Origin of the sequence: Arthrobacter pigmenti, from assembly GCF_011927905.1 — a bacterium.
Taxonomy (GTDB): Bacteria; Actinomycetota; Actinomycetes; order Actinomycetales; family Micrococcaceae; genus Arthrobacter_D; species Arthrobacter_D pigmenti.
The window spans coordinates 3,745,170-3,768,663 of sequence record NZ_JAATJL010000001.1; the positions used below are offsets into that span (position 1 = coordinate 3,745,170).

Below are 23,494 nucleotides of genomic sequence, written 5' to 3' on the forward strand. Positions count from 1 at the left end.
CCGTGCTGACCCCATGAAGTTCAAGTCCGCCTGCGGCTTGGATCGGCGGAGGTTCTCAAAAAAGGCAACGAATACAGGCACGCAGGGATTTCCAATGAGTCAGCGCGAGCTCTTGACAACGATGTCTCAGTTCATGGAAGATTCATTCGCATGAACAAAAACACAGATCCTGTCCCATCCAAGCGACATGAAATATCCAGGAGGTCGGTGATTGCGGGGTCGGGAGCGTCCTTGGGACTAGGCGTCTCTGCTCTCGGGGCTGCGGGGAGCGCCCAGGCCGACACGAACGTCATTGCGACTAAGGCCGTGAGGGAAAATTGACTGCTCCGGGAATCTTGGCAAAAAGAAAAACCCCGTCGCTCAGTCTAAATGTCACTCCCGAAGCGCCGACGATCGAGAACGCTCTGGTCGACGGTGCGTTCATGAACTGGCATGCTGGGACCCCGGTGACGGTCGGAACTGGTCTTCAGGGCAACGTGTGCGGACTCTGGCGTGTAGTTGCTCATGGGGCGGACAGCGTCATCGCGTCCCGCCACAGCGTTGAGACCGGGGGAATCTTGCTGACGATTGATTATCAAGCGTCTCCCACTCTCGAAGTAGTCTACCTGCGCCAGCTCATCCCGAACATCCTGCAGTTCTCTGGCGGGACATACACCTTTACCGCTGACATCGAAACTGACGTCGAAATCGGCTGCGATGTATACGCCCAGGCCCGTTACAACGTGAACGACACGAACCGTGTGCTCGTGATCGATTCGGACCAATCGACCTTATCGGTCGGTCGCCAACGCATCAGTGTTCCCTTTTTCGTGCCGGTACTCAACGAGGACCTTTACCCCATTGATTTTCGAAACTCGCTCGAATTCGCGGTGAGATTTTTTGGTGCGAGCAACCTCCAAGCGAACGTGTTGGTCCGAGACGCCATTATTACCCCGGGAACCGCTATATACGGCCCGTACCTCGAGGACCAGTACGAGCAACTCGACCGCCTGGCTCCTTACTTTGAATCTGGCAACTTTCAAACTGGTGGACTCTCCGAGTCTTCTGGCCAGAAACGCTTCGCCGTAAGATATCGCACGCCAAAATGGAGAACATTCAGCGCCGCGAACATCCAGGTTTTCGATCAAGCCGGCACAGCGGGCAAGATCTCGACCTATAACGCGGCGGGAGTCCGAACCGATGGCGTCGCGTACACGGTGATAGGTGAAAATTACGCGGGTGACGATTTCCGCGATGGATTCACCGTAGTCGCCAACGGCTCAACAGCTGCTGGCGCGTCGTTTAGATGGACATCAACTGGCTTCTAAACACGCTGAGCCATCGCAACCGACGAGAAATCCCAGCTGTGCGGGTATGGCATTCTGAAGTTTGCCCCACCTGGGGGTTTTAGTCGCTTGAGATGGCCCCGCCTTCGACCCATCCGTAGCGTTCACTTTGCCTACCAGGACTTAGAGAACGGGAACGGGTCTGAAAAAGAGATCGAGAGCGGAACAATTCGAGCGTGTCCATGGCGAGAGCGAAAGAGATGTCTGTCAGGGAGCTGGCCCGGGTTCCACCGGCGCACCGTGCGTGCCGCGTTGGCTGACTGGACACCGCCGCCGCGTAGGGCTCGGTCAGGACGGCGCCGCCTATGGAACCATGGCTGGAGATCATCGGGGCTTGGCTGGTCGCGGACATTGCTGCCACGCGTGCGCAGTGCCATACCGCCCGGTGGGTGAACGCCATACCGCCCGGTGGGTGAACATGGGGCGACCGTGGAATGTCCGCGGTGATTCACGCGGTGGCGAAGATGCGGCGGGAACTGGTGGGGAAACCGGCTGATGTCGCGGTCCGGCAGACCCATGCCCCCGGCGCGGAGGCAGAGGTGGACTTCGGCGAGTTCAATTGCCGACGCATCAGGGCGAGCGTGCTGCAAATCGTCGGACACCGCCTTGCCGACCTCGGCGGTCAGCGGTAACAACGCGCTACGGCCGGTCTTGCGGGCGCGCACCCGCACGGTCGCGTTGGATCTATCGAGATCATCCAACCGCAGTTGGACGACCTCACCTGCGCTCAATCCCAGACGGGCCATGCACAAGATGATCGCGCGGTCTCGCAGCCCGCGAGGCGAAGACGAGTCCAACGACGCAATCAGCTACTCGAAAGTCCCAGAACCCAGATGCCGAACAAGGCCGGTGTTACGACGGCGCCATCGGGACGGGTGTCCTCCAACCGGTCCTCGCGCAATCCCGCCGTGCGCAGAACCGAAAGAATGAGCGCAACGCCGACGCCGCCAACTCCACCGTCCTGGTCCGGTAGCGGCCCGAGAGGCCGCCCACAAACAGCCACCACCTCCGGTGCACGGATCTCCAGGGGATCGACCACACCGTCGGGTAAGACCGCGACCAAGAACTGGTCCACATACTCGGCGTAGTTTCGCCAGGCCCCTGCACACACGCCGCGAATCCCGCACAAATACTCGTCAAAGGCCGCGATCAGATCCCCCACCGTCTCCAACTCGTCATCACTCTGCTACTTGTCTATGAACCGATCAGATAGACAAGTAGCTTCGCGATTACGTGCAGTCTTGGCGAGGTGAACCGCCCTCAGAACCCTGCCAGCACAAGGTCAGATCAGGCGCTCAGGCCGGCGAACTGCATGTAACCGGGGACTTGAGCGGAATACATGATGTCGCCCACCCAGATATGGTTCAACGCCCCGGTGTCCCACTGCCGTATTGCTGCGTCAGCGGGGTAAGCATCAGCGTGGTCGATGATCGTCGTCGTCCGCCACCGCTTCGGGAAGATGCCCCGTGACCCGAGACACCGCATAGTTCTCACGACCGTCTTCCGCGAGATGATCTCGCCGTCCTCGCGGAGATCGACGAGGATCATCGGCGCACCAGACACCTCATCAGACTCACCGTGCAGCCAGGCCACTTTCTGCTCGATTCTCTCCTGCCGGACCGCCCGCCTCGACGGAACTCGGTCCAGCGAAACGTAGTAACCGGAGCGTGCAACATCGAGGAGCCTGACCATCCGCACGATTGTGAAGTTGCTTTTCTCCACCCGCATCAGCTCGGAAGCTTCCCGTTCGTCTCCGACGCTTCCTGGGCGAAGAAGAGCGAAGCGTATTTCAAGAACGCCCGATCCATCTTCAGCTCCGCATTCTCCCTACGCAGCCGCGCCAGCTCCGCCTGCTCTGTCTCGGACAACGCCCCCGCGTCCGCCTCATGTCGGCTCTTGTAAGCGTTGCCCCAGTTGCCGAGCGGCCGGTGTTTATCACCAACCTCACAGCCTCATCCTCGTATTCAGGCGTATACGCTTTGCGCTGGTTTCCCATACTGAACATCCTCTATTAGAGAGTGTCCAAATGGGGTCAAGGCCATTGTGATCCAGCTGGACTCAATCGTGGCCTGTTTGCTGGGGAGATTGTTCCTAAGCACTGCAACTCATGGTCCTGAGTAGAGTTCAAGTCCCTCCGGGCGCGAGATTGAATTCGAGCCTTTCCAACGGAGCCCGGCGACGGCCTATTCAGGCCGTTCGGGCGGCCGCTCGGGGGTGCGCCACCACGCGCACCCACCGAGAACTCACGTTGAAGGCCTTGTAGCTTCTTCAAGCACCTCAAGGAGGTGGCGGTATTCGTGACCCGTGGCGCGGCTCATCCCGATCTCGCACGTGCGGTTTGCTGACACGTAAGCGTTGAACTCGCCGGCCATGACCTCAGCGGCTTCCGCTCGGGTCGCCGATGCGGTGAGCTCGGGATGCAACAGGCCGCGGTCGCCGGCGAAGGCGCAGCATCCCCAGTCGATGGGCACGCGCACGTCATACGCGACCGCGTTGGCGATCGCCAACATGGCATCGTTGATGCCGAGCTGGGAGGTCGAGCAGGTCGTGTGAACTGTCATCCGTGGCACTGTGCTCGTGATCCGAATGCCCGGCAGCACTCGCTCGTAAACGAATTCGACGGCGTCGACGAAGCGAAGCGCAGCGAAGTCACCCCCGGCCCGGATCGCGAGTTGCTGCATGGTCAAGAGCCCTTCGGTGCACGACGCGGCGTCGCACACGATGGGAATGCGGCCGCCGTCGCTCGCGGTCAGCAGCGCGGGTAGCACTACTGACGACATGTGCTCGTAACCCGCGGAGAAGCCCTTCGACTTCCACGGGGTGCCGCAGCACATCGACGAGATGCCGTCGGGAACAGCCCACGTGAGGTCCGCTCGCTCGCACAGCTCGAGAAAGGCCCTCGACACACCGAGCGACCCCTCGGCGGGGCCGAACAGGGTCGTGATGCACGCCGAGAAGAACACGACATCAGTTGTTGCGGTAGTGGGCACGGGCCGCGGTCGACGCGAGCCGCCGCCCGGCAGGCCGTCGTCGTAGAGGGGAACTGTCTCGTGGCCGAGCAGCGCCCGACCCACGGTCGTGGCCGCGACGGGGAACGCGGCGGGCAGAGCATGTGCGACCTCCATGGCGAGCCCACCAACTCGTGAGAAGGCTCCCCACGTCGACGACAAGGCCCTCCACGCCTTTTGCTCGACTGCGTTGCGGCTTTCCTGGCGCAGCCGCCGCACAAGATCTCCCGTGTTGATATCGACCGGGCACGCCACTTTGCACATGCCGTCGACAGCACACGTTTCGATACCGTCGTATTCGTAGTCGTCACGGAGTTCTGCGAGCAGGGCGCTGTCGCCGGCATCCTCGGCAACTTTCATCTCCCGGCGAAGTACTATGCGCTGCCGTGGGGTGAGCGTAAGGTTCTTGCTCGGGCACGCGGGTTCGCAATAGCCGCACTCGACGCAACGGTCTACCTCCTTTTCGACAGTGGGCACGAGCTTGAGGTCAGCGAGGTAGGACCGCGGATCATCGGAGAGCAACACTCCTGGGTTGAGAATGCCTGCTGGATCGCATAAAGACTTTACCGCCCACATCACCTCGTAAAGCTCGCCGCCGTACTGCCGCCGCACAAAGGGAGCCATGATCCGACCCGTGCCGTGCTCGGCCTTGAGCGATCCGCCGTGTGAAAGCACGAGCTCGACTAGCTCCGCAGTGAACCTTTCGTATCGCGCGAGTTGGATCGGGTCGTCGAAGCACTCGTTGAGCATGAAGTGGATGTTGCCGTCCTTTGCGTGGCCAAATATAACGCTGTTTTCGTACCCGTGCTCGTCGAACATGCGCGCTAGCGCCTCGCACACTGGCAGCAGTTCGGTGACCGGGACCACGATGTCTTCGAGGAGGGCGGTGGTGCCGCTCGGTCGTGCGCCGGCGACAGCTGTGTAGAGACCCTTGCGCGTGTGCCACAGTGCGGAGCGCACACCGGCATCGGTGCTGAGAACAGGCGCGCGGGTGAGAGGCAGTGCCGCGAATACCTGCGCGGCATCCGTTGCCTTGTGCTCGAGTTCGTCGACTCTGTGCGCCTGAAACTCGATGAGCAACGCCGCGTGAGTGGTGATGCTGAGCTCGGCAACCTCCTGCGGGCAATCGTGTGCGCGCTGCGCGACGCGCAAGCTCTGGGCATCCATAAGTTCGATAGTCGCGAGACCCGTGGCGAGCAGGGCGGGCAGGGCCCTCGTGGCATCTCGGAGGCTTTCGAAAACGAGGAGGCCTGTCGCCGCGTGCGGCAGGACCTCCACGGTGCGAAACGTGGCTTCGGCGACGAAGGCGAGTGTGCCCTCGCTGCCGATGATGAGATGGGTGAGTATGTCGATCGGTCGCTCGAAGTCGGTGAAGGAGTTGAGCCCGTAACCCATTGTGTTCTTCATCGAGTAGAGGCGCTTGATCTCCGAGAGTGACGCCGGGTTCGAATTCACCCTTTCGTGGAGTCGTTGCAGGCCGCTGTAGAGCGCGGGCTCAAGCCTCTCCAGCGCGGCGTCTGCGCCGACATCCGCTGTGTCGATGATGGTCCCGCTGGGCAGCACGAAGACCATCGACTCGAGCGTGCGGTAGGTGTTCTGCTCGATGCCGCACGCCATGCCACTGGAGTTGTTGGCAACGACGCCACCAATGGTGCAGGCGATCTCGCTCGCTGGGTCGGGTCCGAGTTTGCGGCCGTGGCGAAGCAGGTGCGCGTTGCACTGTCGTACGGTCGCGCCGGGCTGAACGCGGAGACGTCGGCCCGCCTGCTCCACGGTGATTCGCTGGAATCTCGATCGGGTGTCGACGAGCACATTGCCAGTGACCCCTTGGCCCGAGAGACTTGTCCCACCAGAACGGAAGGTGACCGGGTGGTTGCCCTCGCTGCTAGCTCGGAAGATGCGGGCCACATCCTCGGCCGTCTCCGGTGTGAGAACCACGTCAGGCACCAGCAGGTAATGCGACGCGTCGTGCGCCATCGCGAACCGGTCGATCGAGCGTTCTCGAACGCCCACGCCGGGGCCCAGAATGCTGGGATCGAGCACGGCGGCCCGCACGCTCATGCGAGCGCCGCCTCACGGGAACCGACGGAGATACGCACCTCGTGTGACCGGGACTGCCCTGGAGCGAGCACGGGGGCTCCGGCGTTCTTGTTCGCACGGTCGGGGCCGAAAAGGGGAGCAGTGGCCGGCTCGATGCCAAGGGCCCACCGGCCGCGGGTGGGGAACATCCATTGGTGCAGGCGCGGCAGTGTCGTCGCCGACCAGTCGACGACGACGGCGAGGTCGGCAACCGAACTGAGGATCGTCGCGCGCGCCAAGCCGTCTGATGTCTGTCGCACTCTTCGGTGCTCGAACACTGCCTCCGTGATATGGTCGGCCGGCTTGGGCAGCACGCTCCAGTCCGGCACGTCGGGGTGCGGTGTTGCCGCCCTGACCTCCTCGCTCGCGACGATGACCTGGCTGCCAGGTGCGACGACGGGAGCGCCGAAGTTGAGGTGGTACAGCATACTGAGGGGGGCGGCCTCGGGACCGATGTTCGTGACCTCGTCGGTGACCGTGAGCCGGGACATCCCGTCGACGTCTGATGCCGCACGGTAGCTCCTGCGCACGCTGAAGGACGGGCCGAACACTGCGACGCTCTCGATCAGCGCATCGATGGAGACGCTGCCCTCCTCTGCGACATGCCACGATACTTGGTCGGCGGGCAGGTGGTTGGCGCGTCCGTGCATCCCCTCCCCGCTGCCTTCGGCACCGATCGTGCCGAAACCGCAGGTGGTTAGCAAGCCGCCTGTGAAGCGCGTGAGCCACTCGACTCCTGAGGGTGACGGAAGCGCGCGCGAGTCGCTCACCGGCGAGAACCACGAGATGGGGATGCCGCGGTGCCAAGTATCGCCGATGTCGAATCCCCGCCCCGGGAGCACCTCAAACTCAAACGAGTCGAAGAGGCGTGCCGTGAGCAGTCTTTCGGCAGCGGGGGTGCCGGGGATTCCGATCGACTCCTTCACGGATGCACGCGGCCGCAGTGACGCGAAGAGGCCGTAGCTCGCCAGCTCGCGCGCGCTCACGGCAATGGGGGTCGAGCGAGGAGGGCGCTGCCATCGATCCAAAAGCTCCCCGCCTCGAAGGGCACCAAGGTCGTCGATCCAGCCGCGAGGGCATGCACCGCACCCGATGCGAGGGTGAGTTGAGCATCGTCACCGAGGACGATGACGATGCTGAATCCCGCAGGGAACTCCCGCCGGTGCGTGATGCGGTCGAGACGAAAGTAGGCGTCGGCTTCCTTAGGCAATGCACCACCGTCGCTCACTCGGCGCCGCACGAGCGCCTCGACTTCTGCGTCGGTGCGCCCTTGGACCTCCACCGCGCTGAGGGCCAGATCGAAGCCCAAACCGAGATGCCCGTCCTTCTGCCCGTCGAGGTCGAAGCCCTTCCACTCTAGGAGAATCGAGAGGTCTTCGGGCTCCTGCACCTCGGCCAGCAGGATGCCGGCACCTATCGAGTGCAGCACGCCGTGCGGGACAAACACGCAATCGCCAGCCTCGACGGGGATCTCGTGCATGAGGCCCAGCATCCCTGCCGAGTCCTGAGTAGTGACGAGTGCCTGGAGTTCATCGAGGGACACCGATCGGGTGAGAGCGAGGTGCACGGTGCCCGGGGAGAGGATGTACCACGCTTCGGCCTTGCCGTGCGCTGCCGAGACGTGCCGACTGGCAAATTCACCATCCGGATGAGCATGCACGGGCAGCCGTTGGCCCGCGTCCAGGAGCTTCACGAGCAGCATCGTGTCTTCGCTGTACTTGTCCACGTGGCTGGGCCCGAGCCACGCCGAGGGGTCTGCGCTGATCGCCTCAGCCAGCAGCCGGCCATCGGCGAGCCGCGTCATACCTACTGGCGAGTCACCGCGCACGCTTGTCGTTGACGCCACCCAGTCCTCGGGAGTATTGGGTGGCGATGGCGTTTCCGCACGGAACTCAGAGATGCGCGTTCCGCCTTGGTAGAAGCGGGAAGGCGGCTGGTTGGAGGGGAGCAGGATCGGCTCCATTGAAGTCCTCTCATCGACGGGTTGCGTGGTGTTCACGGCGCAAACAGGGTGGCTAGTGTCGGCTCCAGGCAGGTGACGCCTGCAGGGGTGGGCCTGTCGCCGCTGATCACCAGTGCCGAGCTCGCGGCAGCGAGCGCCGCGGCGAGAGTAGGTGTCGCTCCGCCCGATAGAGCGAACAACAGACCGGCGGTGCTGGCATCTCCTGCCCCGTTGGTGGTGATGGGATTATCCACCCAGAGCGGCGGCACGGTGAGGGCTTGGTCTGCCCAAGTCTCGGCGAGAGGCGCAAGTACGCGGCCGCCACGGCGTAGGCGCGCTGCCGAACCTGTGCGCAGGCGAAGTCTGTGGCCCCCGGCGGAGATCGCGACGATGGCCACGCCCTGATCGAGCATCCGGTCGGCGAGCCGGTCGACGAGCGCGAGAGAGTACGGCTCGTCGATGCGCAGCGCCGATGTGAGGTCGTCGAAGCTCGGGCTCGCGATGTCGCACTCGGAGAAGGCCAACTCGAGGATCGAATGCCAATCGAGGGATCCCACGGACGAGGTGCGATCGACGACCGCGAGGTCGATCGACGTTGTGACTCCTTCTGCACGAGCGCGCGCGAGGAGCGTGTGCAGGGGGCGACCGCCGTCGGTAAGCACCCCAGGCAACAGTGTCGGGTAGCCGACGTGCAGCAGGTCATGGCCTTCGACTCGCACGAAGGTTCCGTCGAATTCGTCGTTAGCGCCCGTGTGGTGCCAAAACGTGCGATCGACGCCCGGCCGTTCAATGACAAGGCTGTACGACGTCGCTAACTGGCTCGAAACGTTGAGACGGGGCGTCCCGAAGCCCTGAGCGTCGAGCTTCGAGAGCAGGAGGGCACCCAACTCGTCGTCGCCTATGCTCGCGTACGGAGTAACGGCGGCGCCGAGGTCGGCCAATGCACGACCGGTGTTCGCTACCGAGCCGCCTAGCGTGATCGAGAGTTGCCCGACTTCGACGAGTTGACCCGGCTTCAGTCGCACGGTGTCCCCTAACGGCGGGGTGATGTCTAGGCATAGGTGGCCCGCGACGGCGATTGAATGCACAGGCTTTCCTTTCGAGTATCGGTGGAATTAACCACGCAGTTGAACTAGACAACGTTATTGCAACGGAGCTAGTCTGACACAAACGGCGCCCGAAACAAACGTGGCGGCGAGAAGATACCGAGGAGAAATTCACTAAATGTCCCAATTCCGCCTCAACAGGCTCTTCAACGCGAGCTCGGGCAAAGCGCTCGATGTGGCTGTCGATCATGGATTCTTCGGCGAGTCGTCGTTCATCACGGGCATCGAAGACATGGATGCCGTAGTCGCGACTCTTGTTCGTGCCAACCCCGACGCCGTACAACTCACACTCGGCCAGGCACGAATCCTGCAGCGCATCCCCGGCAAACAAAAGCCGGCCCTAGTGCTGCGCACCGATGTCGCCAACGTGTATGGCGATCCCCTCGACAGCCACATCTTCAGCCATCACGTCCCCAACGCGATCGAGGAGGCAGTTCGGCTAGACGCGGTTGCCGTATGCGCAAACCTCATGCATCTCCCCGGTCGTCCCGAGATCCGAGAGTCGAACATCCTGTCCATCATGGCGTTGCGCGAGCAGGCGACAAGATTCGGGATGCCCCTCATGATCGAGCCCCTCGTGATGCAGGACAACGCCAATGCGGGCGGCGGCTACATGGTCGACGGCGACACCGACAAGATCGTGACGCTGGTGCGCCAGGCGAAGGAACTCGGGGCAGACCTCATCAAGGCGGACCCGACAGACAACATCGCCGACTACTCAAAAGTCATCGCTGTGGCGGGTGACGTGCCCGTACTCGTGCGAGGCGGCGGTCGAGTCGACGATCGCACGCTTCTTGAGCGCACTGTTGCGGTGCTTGACCAGGGCGCAAGCGGCATCGTGTACGGCCGCAACGTCATCCAACACCCGAAACCGGCGGGGATTACCTCGGCGCTCATGGCCGTGCTGCACGCAAGCGCGAGCGTTGATGACGCGCTCGACATCATCGAAGGGAGCGCGGCGTGAACGCCAAAACCGTTAACATCGCTATCATCGGTGCTGGCCTCATGGGCAGGGAGATCGCCGCAGCCATCCAGCGCTGGCCAGCGCTCATCGATCATCCGGTCCGGCCGCGCTTGACCGCCGTGTGCGATATCAACCCCGCCGCCCTCGACTGGTTCGATGAGATCGAAACAGTAACGACCAAGGTTACCGACTATCACGATCTGCTGGCCGACGCGACTATCGACGTGGTCTACGTTGCGGTGCGTCACGACCTCCACGAACGCATCTACTCCGATGTCATCTCGGCGGGTAAGAGCCTGCTAGCCGAGAAGCCGTTCGGCATCGATGAGTCGGCGGCGCTCGCAATTCTCGACGCTGTCAATGCCCACCCGGAAAGTTTCGTGCGCTGCTCGAGCGAGATGCCGTTCTTCCCCGGAGCTCAGCTCGCCATCAACTACGTGCTTAGCGGGGCGCTCGGAACGATAGTCGAGGCCCGTAACAGCTTCCTGCACGCGAGCGACGTCGACGTGACGAAGCCCATTGGGTGGAAACGCCAGAACAAATACTGCGGTGAGGCCGGCGTGCTCAACGACCTCGGCTTACACACCTGGCATGTCCCGCTCCGACTGGGCTGGGCGCCCGAGACCGTATATGGCGTCCTACAGAACATCGTCACTCAGCGACCCGGCCCGGACGGTGCGCTCGTTGACTGCGACACCTGGGACAACGCCGTGCTCTACAGTTGGGCCAGCCATGACGGCGTGCGGTTCCCGCTCACCACCGAGACCAAGCGCATCGATGCTGGCCAAAAGAACACGTGGGTATTCGAGGCGATAGGTCTCGACGGAGGCGTCAGGTTTAGCACCAAGAACCCAAAGCTCGTCGAGATCTTCACAGTGGTCGACGTTCCGGGCGGCGGCAAGGAACAGGTTTGGCAGCAGATCGACGTAGGAAGCCAGTCGACGTGGCCCACGGTCACGGGGCACAACTTCGAGTTCGGATTCTCCGACTCGATCCTTCAGATGTGGGCGGCGTTCCTAGCTGAGCGTGAGGGTAAGCTAGGAGACCGCTTCAGCTGCGTCACCCCCCAAGAAGCGGTCGCGACTCACGCGATCTACCTTGCCGGAATGAAGTCGAGCGCGACTGGTATCGCGTGCTCGCCGGAGGACGATCTCAAGCAATGATTGAGAGTTGATGTTCAGGGACGCTTCGAGCCGCGTATCTCAAGCGAGTAGGCATGCTGGGCCCGTGGCCGCAGGGGCCGGCATCACACCGTCGTGGACAAGGACACACTTATGGACACCAGCGCCTACAGGAATGCCTACGAACTCAGCATGAACGATCCACCGGCATTCTGGCTTGACGCGGCCAAACAGGTCACATGGTCCACTGAACCGAAGCAGGCTCTGAACCAGACCAACGCACCGCTGTACAGTTGGTTCCCGGATGGCGTCCTCAACACTTCATTCAACGCCCTCGACCGCCACGTACAGGCCGGACGCGGCGAACAGGACGCACTGATTTACGATTCCGCGATGCTCGGGGAACAGCGGCGTTTCAGCTACGCGGAACTCACGGATCGGGTGTCCCGGTTCGCCGGTGTGCTCCGTGCGCAGGGTGTGGGCAAGGGTGACAGGGTGGTGATCTACATGCCGATGATCCCGGAGGCGGTCATCGCCATGCTCGCCACAGCCCGGTTGGGAGCTGTGCATTCAGTTGTATTCGGAGGCTTTGCGTCCAAGGAGCTTGCCGCCCGCATCCGCGATGCCGAACCCGCTGCCCTGGTCACGGCGTCCGGCGGCATCGAGCCGTCGCGCCGCGTCGAATACCTTCCAGCGGTGGCGGAGGCACTGGACTTTGCCGGTGTGGCGGACCTCCGCGTCCTGGTCAAGCACCGGGACGGCTTCTCCGCCAAAGCGTCAGATTTCAGCCGGTGGCTCGACTGGGACGGCGAGATGGCCGGTGCAGTCCCGGTCGGGCCCGTGGACGTCAGCGCCACTGATCCGCTCTACATTCTGTACACCTCAGGTACCACCGGAACCCCAAAAGGCGTGGTCCGGGACAACGGCGGGCATGCCGTAGCGCTGGCCTGGACCATGGAAAACATTTACGACGTCGGTCCGGGGGACGTTATGTGGACGGCCTCCGACGTCGGGTGGGTGGTGGGTCACTCCTACATCATCTACGGGCCGCTCCTGGCCGGGGCCACGACCGTCCTGTATGAAGGCAAGCCCGTGGGGACGCCTGACGCGGGGGCGTTCTGGCGGGTGATCCAAGACCATAAGGTCAACGTCCTGTTCACGGCGCCGACCGCCCTGCGGGCCATCCGGAAGGCCGATCCCGAGGCGAAGCTGTTGGCGGCGTACGACACTTTCAGCCTGCGAACGCTTTTCGCCGCGGGGGAGCGCCTGGACATCGACACCTACGGGTGGGCACTCCGGACGCTGGGCGTACCGGTGGTGGACCACTGGTGGCAGACGGAGACGGGGTGGGCCATCTGCGCCAACCCGCGGGGCCTAGAGACCTTGCCTATCAAGGCCGGTTCGTCAACGGTGCCCATGCCAGGCTATGCCCTCCGGATCGTTGACGGTGCGGGCAAGGACGTTCAAGGGGACGAAGAAGGCAACATCGTCCTGGGACTCCCGTTGCCGCCCGGCGCACTGACCACGCTGTGGCGGAACGATGACCGCTACGTCTCGTCGTATCTGCAGGCGTTCGACGGCTTCTACATCACCGGCGACTCCGGGTACCGGGACGGTGGCGGGTACCTGTTTGTGATGGGACGGACGGACGACATCATCAACGTGGCCGGACACCGACTCTCCGCCGGGTCCATGGAACAAGTTATCGGCCAGCACTCCGCCGTCGCTGAATGCGCCGTTATAGGCGTCGCCGATCCCCTGAAAGGCCAGCATGCCAGCGGCTACGTGGTGCTCAAGTCCGGAGTTGACATTCCGGAGCCAGAACTCGCCAAGGAACTGATCGCGCTGGTCCGCCGCGACATTGGCCCTGTAGCTGACTTCAAGAACATCACGGTCGTGGACGCACTGCCCAAGACGCGGTCGGGAAAGATCCTTCGAAAAACGATGCGTCAGATAGCCGACGGCGAGGAGTGCATCGTCCCGTCAACCATCGAAGACGCCACCGTGATTGAACACTTGATGTTGGCTCTTCGTCCGAACAGCGACTGGGGATGATCTGCCAACAACTGTCGCAGACGAGTCGTAGCTGCTCCGGTTCTACCTGGATCACCCGGCCCGCACGCTTACGCCCACTGCCTGGATGGATGCTAGGCGATTACTGGGACGACCGGAAGGGGGCTTTAGGCAAGGCAGCAAATGACTCTGGTCCCTACACCTTTTCGATTAATATATCGTCTGGAAGCTCGGAGCCGCGCAACACAAGTGCAGTGGGGAGCACGGTCGTAGTCGGTGTTTTCTCGCCGCCGGTTGCTCGATCGATGACTCTTTCTGCTGCAAGGTGGCCCATCTCAGTAATGTTCTGGGTGACGACGGAGATAGGAGGCTCGGCAAGCTGCGCGGCCTCAAAATCGTCGAATGCGATCATCGGTATGCGGTGACCAAGTTCGCGGAATGCGAAGAGAGAGCCGATTGCTGCACGGTTGTTCGCGGCAAAAATTGCGTCGGGATTACCTTCCCTCATGAGTCGAATTACGCTGGCTCGGGCATCCTCGTGGCTGTGAGCGTCGGTGGCGACCAGCGCGTCGTCAACTGCATGGCCGGCAACTGTGAGTGCTGCCTTGTATCCCGCGAACCGCTCACGCATTGTATAGAGCTGAAGACTATCGCCAATAAATGCAATGCGATGTGCGCCGCCGGCGATTAGAGTCTGCACAGCCAGCTCCGATCCTCCCGCGTTATCGGCAAGGATCGTGTCAGCGTCTGCCGCATCGGATGGGCGATCGAGCACGACCAGTGGCGGAATTGGAGGCATCACTTGTGCCCATGGCCGACCTGGGGAGCGCGGAGGTACCACAATGAGACCGTCTACGCGTTGTTCCAGCAGTCGCTCGACAACACGGTCAAACGTGGGTCCGTCTTCTTCAGAACTAGCGCTGATGAGCAAGTAGCCGCGCGCGCGCACGGTCTGCTCGATCGCACGGGTGAGAGCAGAATAGTAGGGGTTGGCATGGTCGCTGATGACAAGGCCGAGGATTTTGCTCGTCCAACCTGGCCGGATGCGCGCAGCGGCAAGATTTCGACGGTAGCCAAGTGCCACGATCGCGTCTGCGATACGTGCGGCGAGTAACGGGTTGATGTTAGTTTCGCCGTTCACGAAACGCGACACGGTTTTGAGCGCCACTCCTGCGGTTCGCGCGACGTCGTTCATAGTCGGATTCGTGCTCATTGTTACCTCCGGGGTCACTGTCGCGCAGTCGCTCTTAGGCGCGGTCGCGCCGTCGTCTCGCGGATGGTAACCATAATCTCATGTGACCGTTGGTCGCCGGGTTGCACCGTTACAGTTTCGAAATCTTGAGCGTCTCGGGCAGCGTCGAAGAGGGGCGCATGCGGGCTCAAACGCGAGCGCCCAACGGCCGCGCGTTGGGTAGCCCTGCATCTCAGGGTGAGTTGATACCAACGGTTCATTGCAATCCGTCTGATCGTAGGGCGAGAATCAGATTCAATTCAAGATGTCTACTTCAGTTCTTACCGCACTACGCGATGATGGTTCCATGGGTTCATCCAATCCCGGTTCCGGCGGTCGGTCCGGAAACCCGCACGCCCTGCGCAATACGTTTGGCACCGCCTTGGTAGAGGCAGGGGCGATCTTGCGGTGATGCAGGCGCTGCTTGGACATACCTATGTCGATACCACCGCCCGCTATATTCATCTGGCTCCCATGCATGTGAAGCTGAATATGATGCTGCCCTCCGGTTAGCGGCCGGCGACAATAGTTGCGGGCAATGCGACGTAGCTGCTTGGCGCGGCGTAGTGGCTGTAGCTGCCGGTTCTACCCATACGTTCGGCGTTCGATTTGATGGCACAGTGATCACGGCTGGCAATAACGATGATGGCACCGGAGGGCATGGAGCCCGCCCCCGAGACGGTCCAGGGCAGCAACGCCTACCTCGATCGTCGCCGAGGTCTTGGCAGCACGACCCACACGTGGTCAAGACGAATGGTGAGGTCAGACTCCCGATCGTGGGATGAACTTAGCCAGTCGCTGTTGGAATTGGTCGTCTCTGAAACGAGCTCATGACCCAAGCCCATCAGCTCGTGGCTGCTCACATAACCGTTCACGCGCGAGCGGAGGCCAGCGGTGGTCTGCTCCTGTATGTAGCCGACCATCATTCCCCAGCTCTCGTGGGCGCCGTAGGTTGATATGACGAATCTCGCCATTCCGTCATGAATAGGCTCGACAGAGACTCGCGGTCTCGGTGAGGCGTTTGGCCTGAAGGAGCACACCACCGCCGCCACGGAGATGCAGAAGTCTGGACGTGCGGCGCCAGTCACTGACTCTGCCCGTTCAAACAACCGGGCGTGAGAAGCACGTTCTCGATGTTCACCTCGAGCGTGTAGAAATGGCTGCCGCTGCGGCGCGCGTCGATCAACCAGCGGAAGAGCTGACCGCTGCACGGCCGCGGATAGCCCCGATGCCGTCAACGCGGTGAGGATGCGAAACCCCAGGCCTGTGAGTTTGCGATCAGTCTTGTGGGCTTGCCGGACTCGCAGAAGTCAGGATTCGTGCGGTTCGGGACTGAATCACCGCGGGCAGGCCGGACCTTCTGCTTCTTCCATGCCGCAGTGAAGTAGTGCCGGTTGAAGGCGACCGGATGCCAGCGTAGGTTCTGGCTGAACTCATGAACATGGAAGGCTTCCTTCATGCGCTCACGTCATCGCCTCTCCTGTCAGGTGGATGCTGACAGGGGCGCTCGGTCGTTGACCGTGCGCGCGCCCGGGACTGCCACCGAAACTACGCATCTATTCCGCAGATTCGATGACAGCTGACGAAAGCCGATGATAGCAGAAAAACAGCCCTGACTAGGGGCGATCGAAGATCGTGACAGTCGGCAGAAACCCCTGATAGAGCTGTCCTCTTACTCGAAAGGTCACCGGATCGACGCCGGTCGGAGCCACACTGAAAGCCCTCGGGAAACCGGGGGCTTTTTGCTGCGCCGGTGTGCATCTCGGTTTCGCACCCGGTCCCTGCCGTTACGCTTAGACCAACAGCGGTAAAACCTGTAACGAGCATGCATGGAGGGGGCTGCAATGCCACACAAGATCCTGGTGGTCGATGATGACGCCGACATCCGCGACCTGGTCTCAACCAAGCTGGAGTCCAGCGGGTATGAGGTGGAGACTGCAGGCGACGGCGTTTCCGGTTTCGAGCTTGCCTCCCGGAATACCTACAACCTGGTGATCTCGGACGTCATGATGCCCGGCATGTCTGGAGTGGACATGGTTCGGATGATGCGCGCTGCCAACCCACCCATTTCCGTGCCGGTGATCCTCCTGACCGCAAAGAACCAGGAGCGCGACATCGAGAGCGGCTTCGCGGCGGGTGTTACCGATTACGTGGTGAAACCGTTCAGTCCGCGCGAGCTCGCGGCCCGGGTTGCCGGAATCCTGGCCCGCTAGAAGCGTCCCGTGCTGGTCTCCTGGGACGTCCTGGCCATGGCCATCGTCATTCTCGCGATCGCGTGCGTGACCGCGCTGGCCGCCGTCGTCGTTGTTAAGGGTGCGCGCCACCGTCGCGAGCGCCGGCGAGCCGCCTATGATGCCGCGGTTCGCAAGCAGGTGGTGAAGCTCGCCATCGCTGAGGATGAGGAACTGGACGCGCTGATTGGCAGTCTCGTTGCGGCATCCGGCCCCGTTGGCGCGCACGTCGAGGAGACCCTCCTGCGGATGATCCCGGAGGTCCGCGGCGAAGTGCGTGAGGCCATGGTCCAGGTGCTGGCCGGGCGTGGCCTGCTGGAGAAGTCCCGCGAACAGATCACCTCATCGAGCGCGGTGAAGCGGTCGAAGGCGGCTGAGCTCCTCGGGATTCTTGGGGGAGCGGACGTTGTCGATCCGCTGACTGCAGCGCTGAAGGACAAGAGCCTTGAGGTGCGGCTGGTTGCGGCTCGTGCGCTGGGTGTCGCGGCCCGTCCTGAGGCCGGCGGTCACCTGGTCGACGCGCTGGCTCTGGGCAGCGGAATACCGCACTCAGTCGCGGCAACCGCGCTGCTCAACCTCCCGGAGCAGGACCCTGCGGTGTTCATCGAGGGGCTCCGTGATCCGGACCCGGGTATCCGCTACGGGTCCGCCGCAGTGGTGGGGCTGCTGCTCATGTCCGAGGCCGCGGATGCCCTGTTCGAGTGCCTGATGGCGGAACCGGATCGTGAGGACGCGTCCGACGTCGTTATTGCAGCGTGTGCACGATCGCTGGGAAGGCTGGGCTACAAGCCCGCTACGCACGTCCTGGCGGACCTGTCCCGCTCACCGGTTGTCTCGCCGTCGGTCCGGCAGGCCGCGGGCCAGGCGCTCAAAGTCATGCCGGGGGCTGAGGCGCGCGAGGTGCGGAAACGGGTTGCGCAGAGCGCCGACGCGGACGTCCGGCGAATCCTGGTGGACTGGTAGGGGGACAGCGTGGAAGCGATTATCGAGGGGTTGAGGACCGGCGTTGAGTGGGTCTTCGAGGTAACTGCCTACCCGATCCTCGCCTATTTCCTTGTCATCAACACTTCGCTGCTGCTGCTGATCCTCTTCGCGAGCGTGAACTTCACCGCGCACTTGCGGCGCCAGTCGTTCGCGGGTGCTCGCACCACCGCCGCGTCGCCGCTCAGTCCCGGCATTTCGGTGATCATCCCGGCGTACAACGAGAGCACGGTCATCGCTACCTCTGTACGTTCGGTGCTGGACCTGCGGTACCCGGACCACGAGGTGGTGATCGTCAACGACGGCAGCACGGATGACACGCTGCAGATCCTCATCGACTCGTACGGGCTCGTCGAAGACCCGCGCGACGTGCTCATCAAGGTGCCCGTCCGGGGGCAGGTACGCGCGGTGTACCGTGCGCGCGATGCGGCGCTGCCCATAGTGGTCATTGACACCGAGAATTCCGGCCGGTCCGACTCCCTGAACATGGGCCTCAACGCCGCATCCAAGGACCTGGTGGTGATGGTCGACGCCGACAGCCTCCTAGATCCCGATTCCCTCCTGGTGGTGTCCAAGCCATTCACCGACGATCCAGAGCGCGTGATCGCAACCGGCGGCGTGGTGCGGGTGGCCAACGGGTGCGAAGTTGTCGGCGGCCGGGTTGTGAACGTAAAGATGCCCCGGAACTACTTCGCGCGGATCCAGATCGTTGAGTACCTGCGCTCTTTCCTGCTGGGGCGTGCCGGCTGGTCGCAGCTGAACTCGCTCATCCTGATCTCCGGTGCCTTCGGGATGTTCCGGCGGGACCTCGTTATCGAAGCGGGCGGCCTGGACGCGGACTGCATTGGCGAAGACTTCGAACTGGTCATGCGGCTCCACCGCAGGATGCGGCTGGCAAAGAAGAAGTACCGCGTGGTCTTCATCGCCGAACCGGTGTGCTGGACCGAGGTGCCGTCCACGGCAGCCGTCCTGGCGCGCCAGCGACGGCGCTGGCACCGCGGACTGTGGGAAGTGCTCACCAAGTACCGGGGCATGACCTTCAACCCACGCTACGGTTCCATCGGCATGGTGGCGCTGCCGTACTACTGGATCTTCGAACTCATTGCCCCGGCGATCGAGCTTTTCGGCATCATCATCGTCCCGCTCGGCCTTCTGCTCGGAGTGGTCAACGTTCCCTATGCGCTCGCGTTCATTGCAGTCGCTTACCTCTACGCGATCTTCGTTTCCCTCATGGCCCTGCTGGTGGAAGAAGCGTCCTTCCATCGATACAACCGCTGGCAGGATTTGTGGGTGGCACTTCTCGTGTCAGTCCAGGAGAACCTCGGCTACCGCCAGCTCACCGCGGTGTGGCGAATTCAAGGCTGGTGGGCGGCTTTACGTGGGAAGAAGCAGGTGTGGGGAACCATGACGCGTACGGGATTCGAGAGTGCGTCGAAGTAGCAAGATTTTTACTGCGGGATGATGGATGGACGTGCAAGACTGCGAGGATGACAATCCCTATCAGCTCCTACGCCCACGTTCGCCTTACGGTTACCGACATCGACGTCTCTCGAACATTTTATGACGCACTGTTCGGTCTTCCCGTCGCCTTCGAAGTACCCGAGGACGCTGACGACGCAACTCGCGAGCAGCTCGACTTCCTGTACGGCGGGGTCATCTACAAGCTCGGGAATTCACTCCTTGGACTACGCCCCGTCGCTGACGACAATTTCAATGAGAACCGGGTGGGTCTCGACCACGTCTCCTTCAACGTCGCCAATCGTCAGGAACTCGACGCCGCCGCGGCCTTGCTCGATTCGCTTGATATTTCACATCCCGACGTCAAGGACATCGGAGCGGGCTACATCCTGGAGTTTCGTGACCCGGACAACATAGCTCTCGAACTCTTCGCTGCTAAAGCCTGAGGTGCATCAGACGCTGCGGAGAGGCGGTCGTCGTTCCCAGCCGCTCACCGGTTGCTGCCCTCCTGTTGGTGCCGTGCCCGCCGTCTCGGGTCGACTTCCAGTGCCGTTCTGTCCCAGTGACCGTTGGCCGCCGCTGCTTCATATGTGGTGTGCAGGAATTCCAGCAGGGTTTGGTCGGGGTCGGCGGCTGTGCGTACTGCTTCGTAGGGGAGTAGGAATTGGCCGTTCTCGGTGCTGTAGAAGGCCTCGTCCGGTCGGACCGCGGAATCGGCGAAGCCGTCCGGTTCGGGGTAGGCGTAGGCGTAGAACGCGCCCTCTTCGCCGCCGCCGGGCCAGAAGCCGCAGCTGCTCAGTTCATGGGAGTAGCCTTCCTCCATCACCCAGTCGGCACAGTTTGGTGTACCGCCGGGATGGGTGGGGGCTTCCCGGCCGGAGAACCGGGTGCAGGCAAGGTCCATGGCTCCCCAGAAGAAATGCACTGGGCTGACCTTGCCGATGAAGTGTGAGCGGAACTGTCCTATGACCCGGTCTGCCTGGATGAGTTGGCGCCAGAACAGGTTTGCGGCGTCCGGGTCGTAGGAGGCGTGCTGAGTGTCCTCGGCGAACGGGATTGCGGGATCGACCTCGTTCGGGCGTGCCTGGATCTGTGGATTGATTCCCAACTCGCTGAGTGCTGCCATGATCTGGGCATGGAAGTCGGCCACCGTCATGGGTTTCAGCTCGAAGTCCCGGGTATCGCCGTCGCTGCTGCGGATTCGCAGCCGGTGGTCGCAGAAGTCGAACTCGATATCGAAGTTCCGATCCTGGTACGGAATGGCTGCAGTGGTCAGGCCGCGGGGACTGACGTAGAGGGTGACCTGCCACCAGTGGTTGAACAGTGGGGCGTGTGCCAGCCGGATCTTACCGACGATCTGGGTCCACATGTGCAGGGTGTCCCGCGTTTCGGTCCAGTCATCGACGCGCAGGGCGGGCCACGCCGTGCTGGTTCGGGGTTGCTGGGCGCTCACGGTGCCTCCTTCTGTTGTGGTGTTTACCGATGTTCGGGGTTGTTGGGGTACCAACCGCCCGGGTTCATTGCCGCCGGTCATGGTTGTGGGTTTTTCCGCGCTGATCACCTCATCAGCCTTCCCGAGGGGAACGGGCCATGTAGCTTTCCACCCTGCCCCCACCGCAGGATCCGCGCAACAGGCCGGTGATGGTGATTTCCAGATCGGGCACCCTGCTGTCATTGTTGTTGCGGTCACGGTGCTCACAATCCGATGGAAGCGAGAGTGATCGTATGCGGTCTCCGGTGCCCGATTATCTCAGTGAAGTCCTCCACACCTGCTTCGGGGACACGTCCGGGCACACGGCCGGTTATATTCCCGAGCTTGCCGCCGCTGACCCTGACCTATTCGGTCTGGCCCTGTCCACGGTGGACGGGTCGGTCTACTGTGCAGGCGACGCCGGAGTCGAGTTCACGATCCAATCCATCTCCAAACCGTTCATTTACGCACTGGCCATCAAAGAGCACGGCCTTGAATCGGTCCTGCAGAAGGTGGGCGTGGAGCCATCAGGTGAGGCGTTCAACGAACTCTCGTTGGAGCGTGAGTCGAAACGACCGCTGAACCCGATGATCAACGCCGGTGCCATTACAGCCCACACGCTCATCGCAGGGCAGGGCGACGACGGCGCGCGAAGAGACGCTGTAATCCTCGATGGCCTGTCGGCTTTCGCTGGCCGGTCATTGACAGTCAACGAGTCGGTGCTCGGGTCCGAGATGGGCACCGCGCACCGCAATCTGGCGATCGCCCACATGCTGCGCAGCCACGGGATCATCGATCAGGAACCAGCCGAAGTGGTACGCGGCTATACGCGGCAATGCTCGATCAACGTCACAGCCAGAGACCTCGCCCTGATGGCGGCGACTCTGGCCAATGGAGGCGTGCAACCCCTCACGGGAGAACAGGTACTGACTGCCGGCGTGGTGCGTCAGGTACTGGCCGTGATGACCACCTGTGGCATGTATGACGCGGCCGGTGACTGGGTGACCACCGTGGGAATTCCGGCTAAGAGCGGCGTCGCAGGCGGGATCATCGGGGCGCTCCCCGGACAGGTCGGGCTGGCGGCGTTCTCGCCCCGGCTGGATCACCACGGCAACAGCGTGCGCGGTATCAAGGCGTGCGAACGATTGTCCCAGGACATGGGTTTGCACTTGATGGAGGTGCCGCAACCGGCCCGTGCCGTCATCCGGCAAGCACGAAGAATCGAAACCGACGGCGGGGCCCGGTTCAGCCTCTACGAGTTGCAAGGCTCTATCCAGTTCGCGGCCGCGGAGCGCATTATCCGCACCCTGGCAGAGGAACCGGACCACGAAACCGGTGTGGTGTTTGACCTCAGCCGCGTGCACCAACTCAACGACGTCGGCCGGCGAATGCTGCTCGAAGCCATCAGCAGACTCACCCTTGATGGGCACCAGGTCACCCTCATCGACCCAGAAACCGTACTCAACTACCCGGATGCGGGCGGCGGAACCCACCCGGATGTGGTGACGACGCTGGAGGATCTGACCAACCGGCGGCCATGAAATACGCTGCGGTGCATGTTACCGATGCAGATGGTCCTTCCAGTCGGTGGGCACTCGCCCTGCCGGGCCAGGCGCAGGCTGAGACTCGGGATAGGAATGCGGTGCGGCAAGCTCCGGACCGCGGAAGAACTGCTGCGTCTGCTCGTTCCAGAACCAGTCTTCACCGGGCTCGAAGCTGGTAATCACCGGGTGCTCCACGTCCCGTGCATGCTTGGTGCCGTGCTGAGAGGGAGAACTGTCACAACAGCCGATATGCCCGCACTCAGCACACCGGCGCAGGTGCATCCACCAACCCGGTCCGTCCCCGTTTAGGCACTCGACGCAGCCGGTGCCAGTGGGCTCAGCAAGAGGATTTATACCAGTTTCCGAGCTATTCATCACTCACTCCTCAATCGTCCGGGCAGGAAACCCCGACCGCGGTGCGGTCATGCCGAGGAAGCACGCCGTCGTATTTAGTCACCCTGGTTCTGATCGGGAGAATCGGCGAATACGCCCTCCAGCATCCCTGTCGCCTGCCCGACCTCGATCAGGTATCCATCCGGATCCCGCAGGTAGCAGCGAATCTCCGCTTTCCGGTCCAAAGGCTCAGTAATGAACTGAGCACCCTTCGCTTTGGCCGCTGCGTAGAAAGCACTGATATCGGCCACCCGCACATTGAGAAACGAGGAAACCGGATCGCCAGGTTCGGGAGCGGTAAGGCTGATATCCGGTTTATCCGGTGTCGGCCCGCCGCCCGGGTTCATGATGATCCAGCTGTTCGCAACCTTGATGATCCCCGGATTCTCGGCCAAAACGACCTCCCCGCCGAGGACATCAGCGTAAAACTGCCGCGAGCGAGCCACATCACGCACAGTCAGGAAGAACGTCAATATCAGATCGTGTTCCGGGGCTGGGAGGTCCTCACGATTTACCATCGGCATTTCCTTCGCTCTGCGTACTCCCTCACAGGGAATGCGCAACACGTTACGCCGGTGCCGATCACCCTGTCACTACTCGAAGTTCGCTCCGGTGAGATCCCGGCGG

The 23,494-nt window shown here is 62.4% G+C and carries 21 protein-coding genes and 1 pseudogene; 11 read left to right on the forward strand and 11 right to left on the reverse strand.

The window, feature by feature from the left end; genetic code table 11:
• The first annotated feature begins 317 nt into the window (after positions 1 to 317).
• Both BJ994_RS17715 and BJ994_RS18290 read left to right on the forward strand, forming a co-directional pair.
• Entirely contained in the window at positions 318 to 1,307 is a 990-nt protein-coding gene (locus BJ994_RS17715) for a prefoldin domain-containing protein (protein ID WP_167995707.1), read from the forward strand.
• Positions 1,308 to 1,759: 452 nt separating this feature from the next.
• Positions 1,760 to 1,957: a hypothetical protein gene (locus tag BJ994_RS18290; RefSeq protein ID WP_245192322.1), complete on the forward strand. Its 198-nt coding sequence runs from the start codon at positions 1,760 to 1,762 to the stop codon at positions 1,955 to 1,957.
• 6 nt (positions 1,958 to 1,963) lie between these two features.
• Here BJ994_RS18290 and BJ994_RS18595 read toward each other — a convergent pair.
• The 7 genes and pseudogenes from BJ994_RS18595 to BJ994_RS17750 form a co-directional block, all read right to left on the reverse strand.
• A pseudogene (locus BJ994_RS18595) lies at positions 1,964 to 2,071 on the reverse strand (hypothetical protein); the annotation flags it as partial.
• A gap of 59 nt (positions 2,072 to 2,130) precedes the next feature.
• Positions 2,131 to 2,487, reverse strand: a complete 357-nt coding sequence (locus BJ994_RS17725; RefSeq protein WP_167995714.1) for a hypothetical protein — start codon at positions 2,485 to 2,487, stop codon at positions 2,131 to 2,133.
• 125 nt (positions 2,488 to 2,612) lie between these two features.
• Positions 2,613 to 3,017 (reverse strand): IS3 family transposase, encoded by a 405-nt coding sequence (locus BJ994_RS17730; protein ID WP_167995715.1) that lies wholly within the window; start codon positions 3,015 to 3,017, stop codon positions 2,613 to 2,615.
• A 551-nt stretch (positions 3,018 to 3,568) separates the two neighbouring features.
• Positions 3,569 to 6,394 carry an FAD-binding and (Fe-S)-binding domain-containing protein gene (locus BJ994_RS17735; protein ID WP_167995716.1) on the reverse strand — a complete coding sequence of 942 codons (2,826 nt, stop codon included), beginning with the start codon at positions 6,392 to 6,394 and terminating at the stop codon, positions 3,569 to 3,571.
• Complete coding sequence (locus BJ994_RS17740; RefSeq protein WP_167995717.1) at positions 6,391 to 7,398, reverse strand: DUF4432 family protein; 1,008 nt, start codon at positions 7,396 to 7,398, stop codon at positions 6,391 to 6,393. The genes BJ994_RS17735 and BJ994_RS17740 overlap by 4 nt, the downstream gene beginning before the upstream one ends.
• Positions 7,395 to 8,375 (reverse strand): class I mannose-6-phosphate isomerase, encoded by a 981-nt coding sequence (locus BJ994_RS17745; protein ID WP_167995718.1) that lies wholly within the window; start codon positions 8,373 to 8,375, stop codon positions 7,395 to 7,397. The genes BJ994_RS17740 and BJ994_RS17745 overlap by 4 nt, the downstream gene beginning before the upstream one ends.
• A gap of 32 nt (positions 8,376 to 8,407) precedes the next feature.
• Complete coding sequence (locus BJ994_RS17750) at positions 8,408 to 9,442, reverse strand: PfkB family carbohydrate kinase (protein WP_167995719.1); 1,035 nt, start codon at positions 9,440 to 9,442, stop codon at positions 8,408 to 8,410.
• A gap of 136 nt (positions 9,443 to 9,578) precedes the next feature.
• Between BJ994_RS17750 and BJ994_RS17755 the strand changes: the two genes are divergently transcribed.
• The 3 genes from BJ994_RS17755 (at position 9,579) to BJ994_RS17765 (ending at position 13,600) form a co-directional block, all read left to right on the forward strand.
• Positions 9,579 to 10,424, forward strand: a complete 846-nt coding sequence (locus tag BJ994_RS17755) for a class I fructose-bisphosphate aldolase (protein WP_167995720.1) — start codon at positions 9,579 to 9,581, stop codon at positions 10,422 to 10,424.
• On the forward strand, positions 10,421 to 11,587 hold the full coding sequence (locus tag BJ994_RS17760; RefSeq protein WP_167995721.1) for a Gfo/Idh/MocA family oxidoreductase: 1,167 nt from the start codon (positions 10,421 to 10,423) through the stop codon (positions 11,585 to 11,587). The genes BJ994_RS17755 and BJ994_RS17760 overlap by 4 nt, the downstream gene beginning before the upstream one ends.
• Before the next feature lie 111 nt (positions 11,588 to 11,698).
• On the forward strand, positions 11,699 to 13,600 hold the full coding sequence (locus tag BJ994_RS17765; RefSeq protein ID WP_167995722.1) for an AMP-binding protein: 1,902 nt from the start codon (positions 11,699 to 11,701) through the stop codon (positions 13,598 to 13,600).
• A gap of 154 nt (positions 13,601 to 13,754) precedes the next feature.
• On the opposite strand, the gene BJ994_RS17770 is transcribed toward BJ994_RS17765, so the two are convergent.
• On the reverse strand, positions 13,755 to 14,771 hold the full coding sequence (locus BJ994_RS17770) for a LacI family DNA-binding transcriptional regulator (protein WP_167995723.1): 1,017 nt from the start codon (positions 14,769 to 14,771) through the stop codon (positions 13,755 to 13,757).
• Between the two features lie 584 nt (positions 14,772 to 15,355).
• Here BJ994_RS17770 and BJ994_RS17780 point away from each other — a divergent pair.
• The 5 genes from BJ994_RS17780 (at position 15,356) to BJ994_RS17800 (ending at position 19,905) form a co-directional block, all read left to right on the forward strand.
• Positions 15,356 to 15,574: an RCC1-like domain-containing protein gene (locus tag BJ994_RS17780; protein ID WP_342450426.1), complete on the forward strand. Its 219-nt coding sequence runs from the start codon at positions 15,356 to 15,358 to the stop codon at positions 15,572 to 15,574.
• A gap of 1,059 nt (positions 15,575 to 16,633) precedes the next feature.
• Positions 16,634 to 17,002 (forward strand): response regulator transcription factor, encoded by a 369-nt coding sequence (locus tag BJ994_RS17785; protein ID WP_167995724.1) that lies wholly within the window; start codon positions 16,634 to 16,636, stop codon positions 17,000 to 17,002.
• A 9-nt stretch (positions 17,003 to 17,011) separates the two neighbouring features.
• A complete protein-coding gene (locus BJ994_RS17790; RefSeq protein ID WP_167995725.1) occupies positions 17,012 to 17,983 on the forward strand; it encodes a HEAT repeat domain-containing protein in 972 nt (323 codons plus the stop codon).
• A 9-nt stretch (positions 17,984 to 17,992) separates the two neighbouring features.
• A complete protein-coding gene (locus BJ994_RS17795; protein WP_342450427.1) occupies positions 17,993 to 19,441 on the forward strand; it encodes a glycosyltransferase family 2 protein in 1,449 nt (482 codons plus the stop codon).
• A 47-nt stretch (positions 19,442 to 19,488) separates the two neighbouring features.
• Entirely contained in the window at positions 19,489 to 19,905 is a 417-nt protein-coding gene (locus BJ994_RS17800; protein WP_167995726.1) for a VOC family protein, read from the forward strand.
• Positions 19,906 to 19,949: 44 nt separating this feature from the next.
• Here BJ994_RS17800 and BJ994_RS17805 read toward each other — a convergent pair whose 3' ends face one another.
• Positions 19,950 to 20,912, reverse strand: coding sequence for a DUF5996 family protein (locus BJ994_RS17805; protein ID WP_342450428.1), 963 nt, complete (start codon positions 20,910 to 20,912; stop codon positions 19,950 to 19,952).
• 272 nt (positions 20,913 to 21,184) lie between these two features.
• On the opposite strand from BJ994_RS17805, the gene BJ994_RS17810 reads away from it, so the two are divergent.
• Positions 21,185 to 22,471 (forward strand): glutaminase, encoded by a 1,287-nt coding sequence (locus tag BJ994_RS17810; protein WP_167995727.1) that lies wholly within the window; start codon positions 21,185 to 21,187, stop codon positions 22,469 to 22,471.
• Positions 22,472 to 22,489: 18 nt separating this feature from the next.
• Here BJ994_RS17810 and BJ994_RS17815 read toward each other — a convergent pair whose 3' ends face one another.
• Both BJ994_RS17815 and BJ994_RS17820 read right to left on the reverse strand, forming a co-directional pair.
• Complete coding sequence (locus BJ994_RS17815; protein ID WP_167995728.1) at positions 22,490 to 22,849, reverse strand: UBP-type zinc finger domain-containing protein; 360 nt, start codon at positions 22,847 to 22,849, stop codon at positions 22,490 to 22,492.
• Between the two features lie 74 nt (positions 22,850 to 22,923).
• Entirely contained in the window at positions 22,924 to 23,340 is a 417-nt protein-coding gene (locus tag BJ994_RS17820; RefSeq protein ID WP_209067039.1) for a VOC family protein, read from the reverse strand.
• Positions 23,341 to 23,494: the final 154 nt, after the last annotated feature.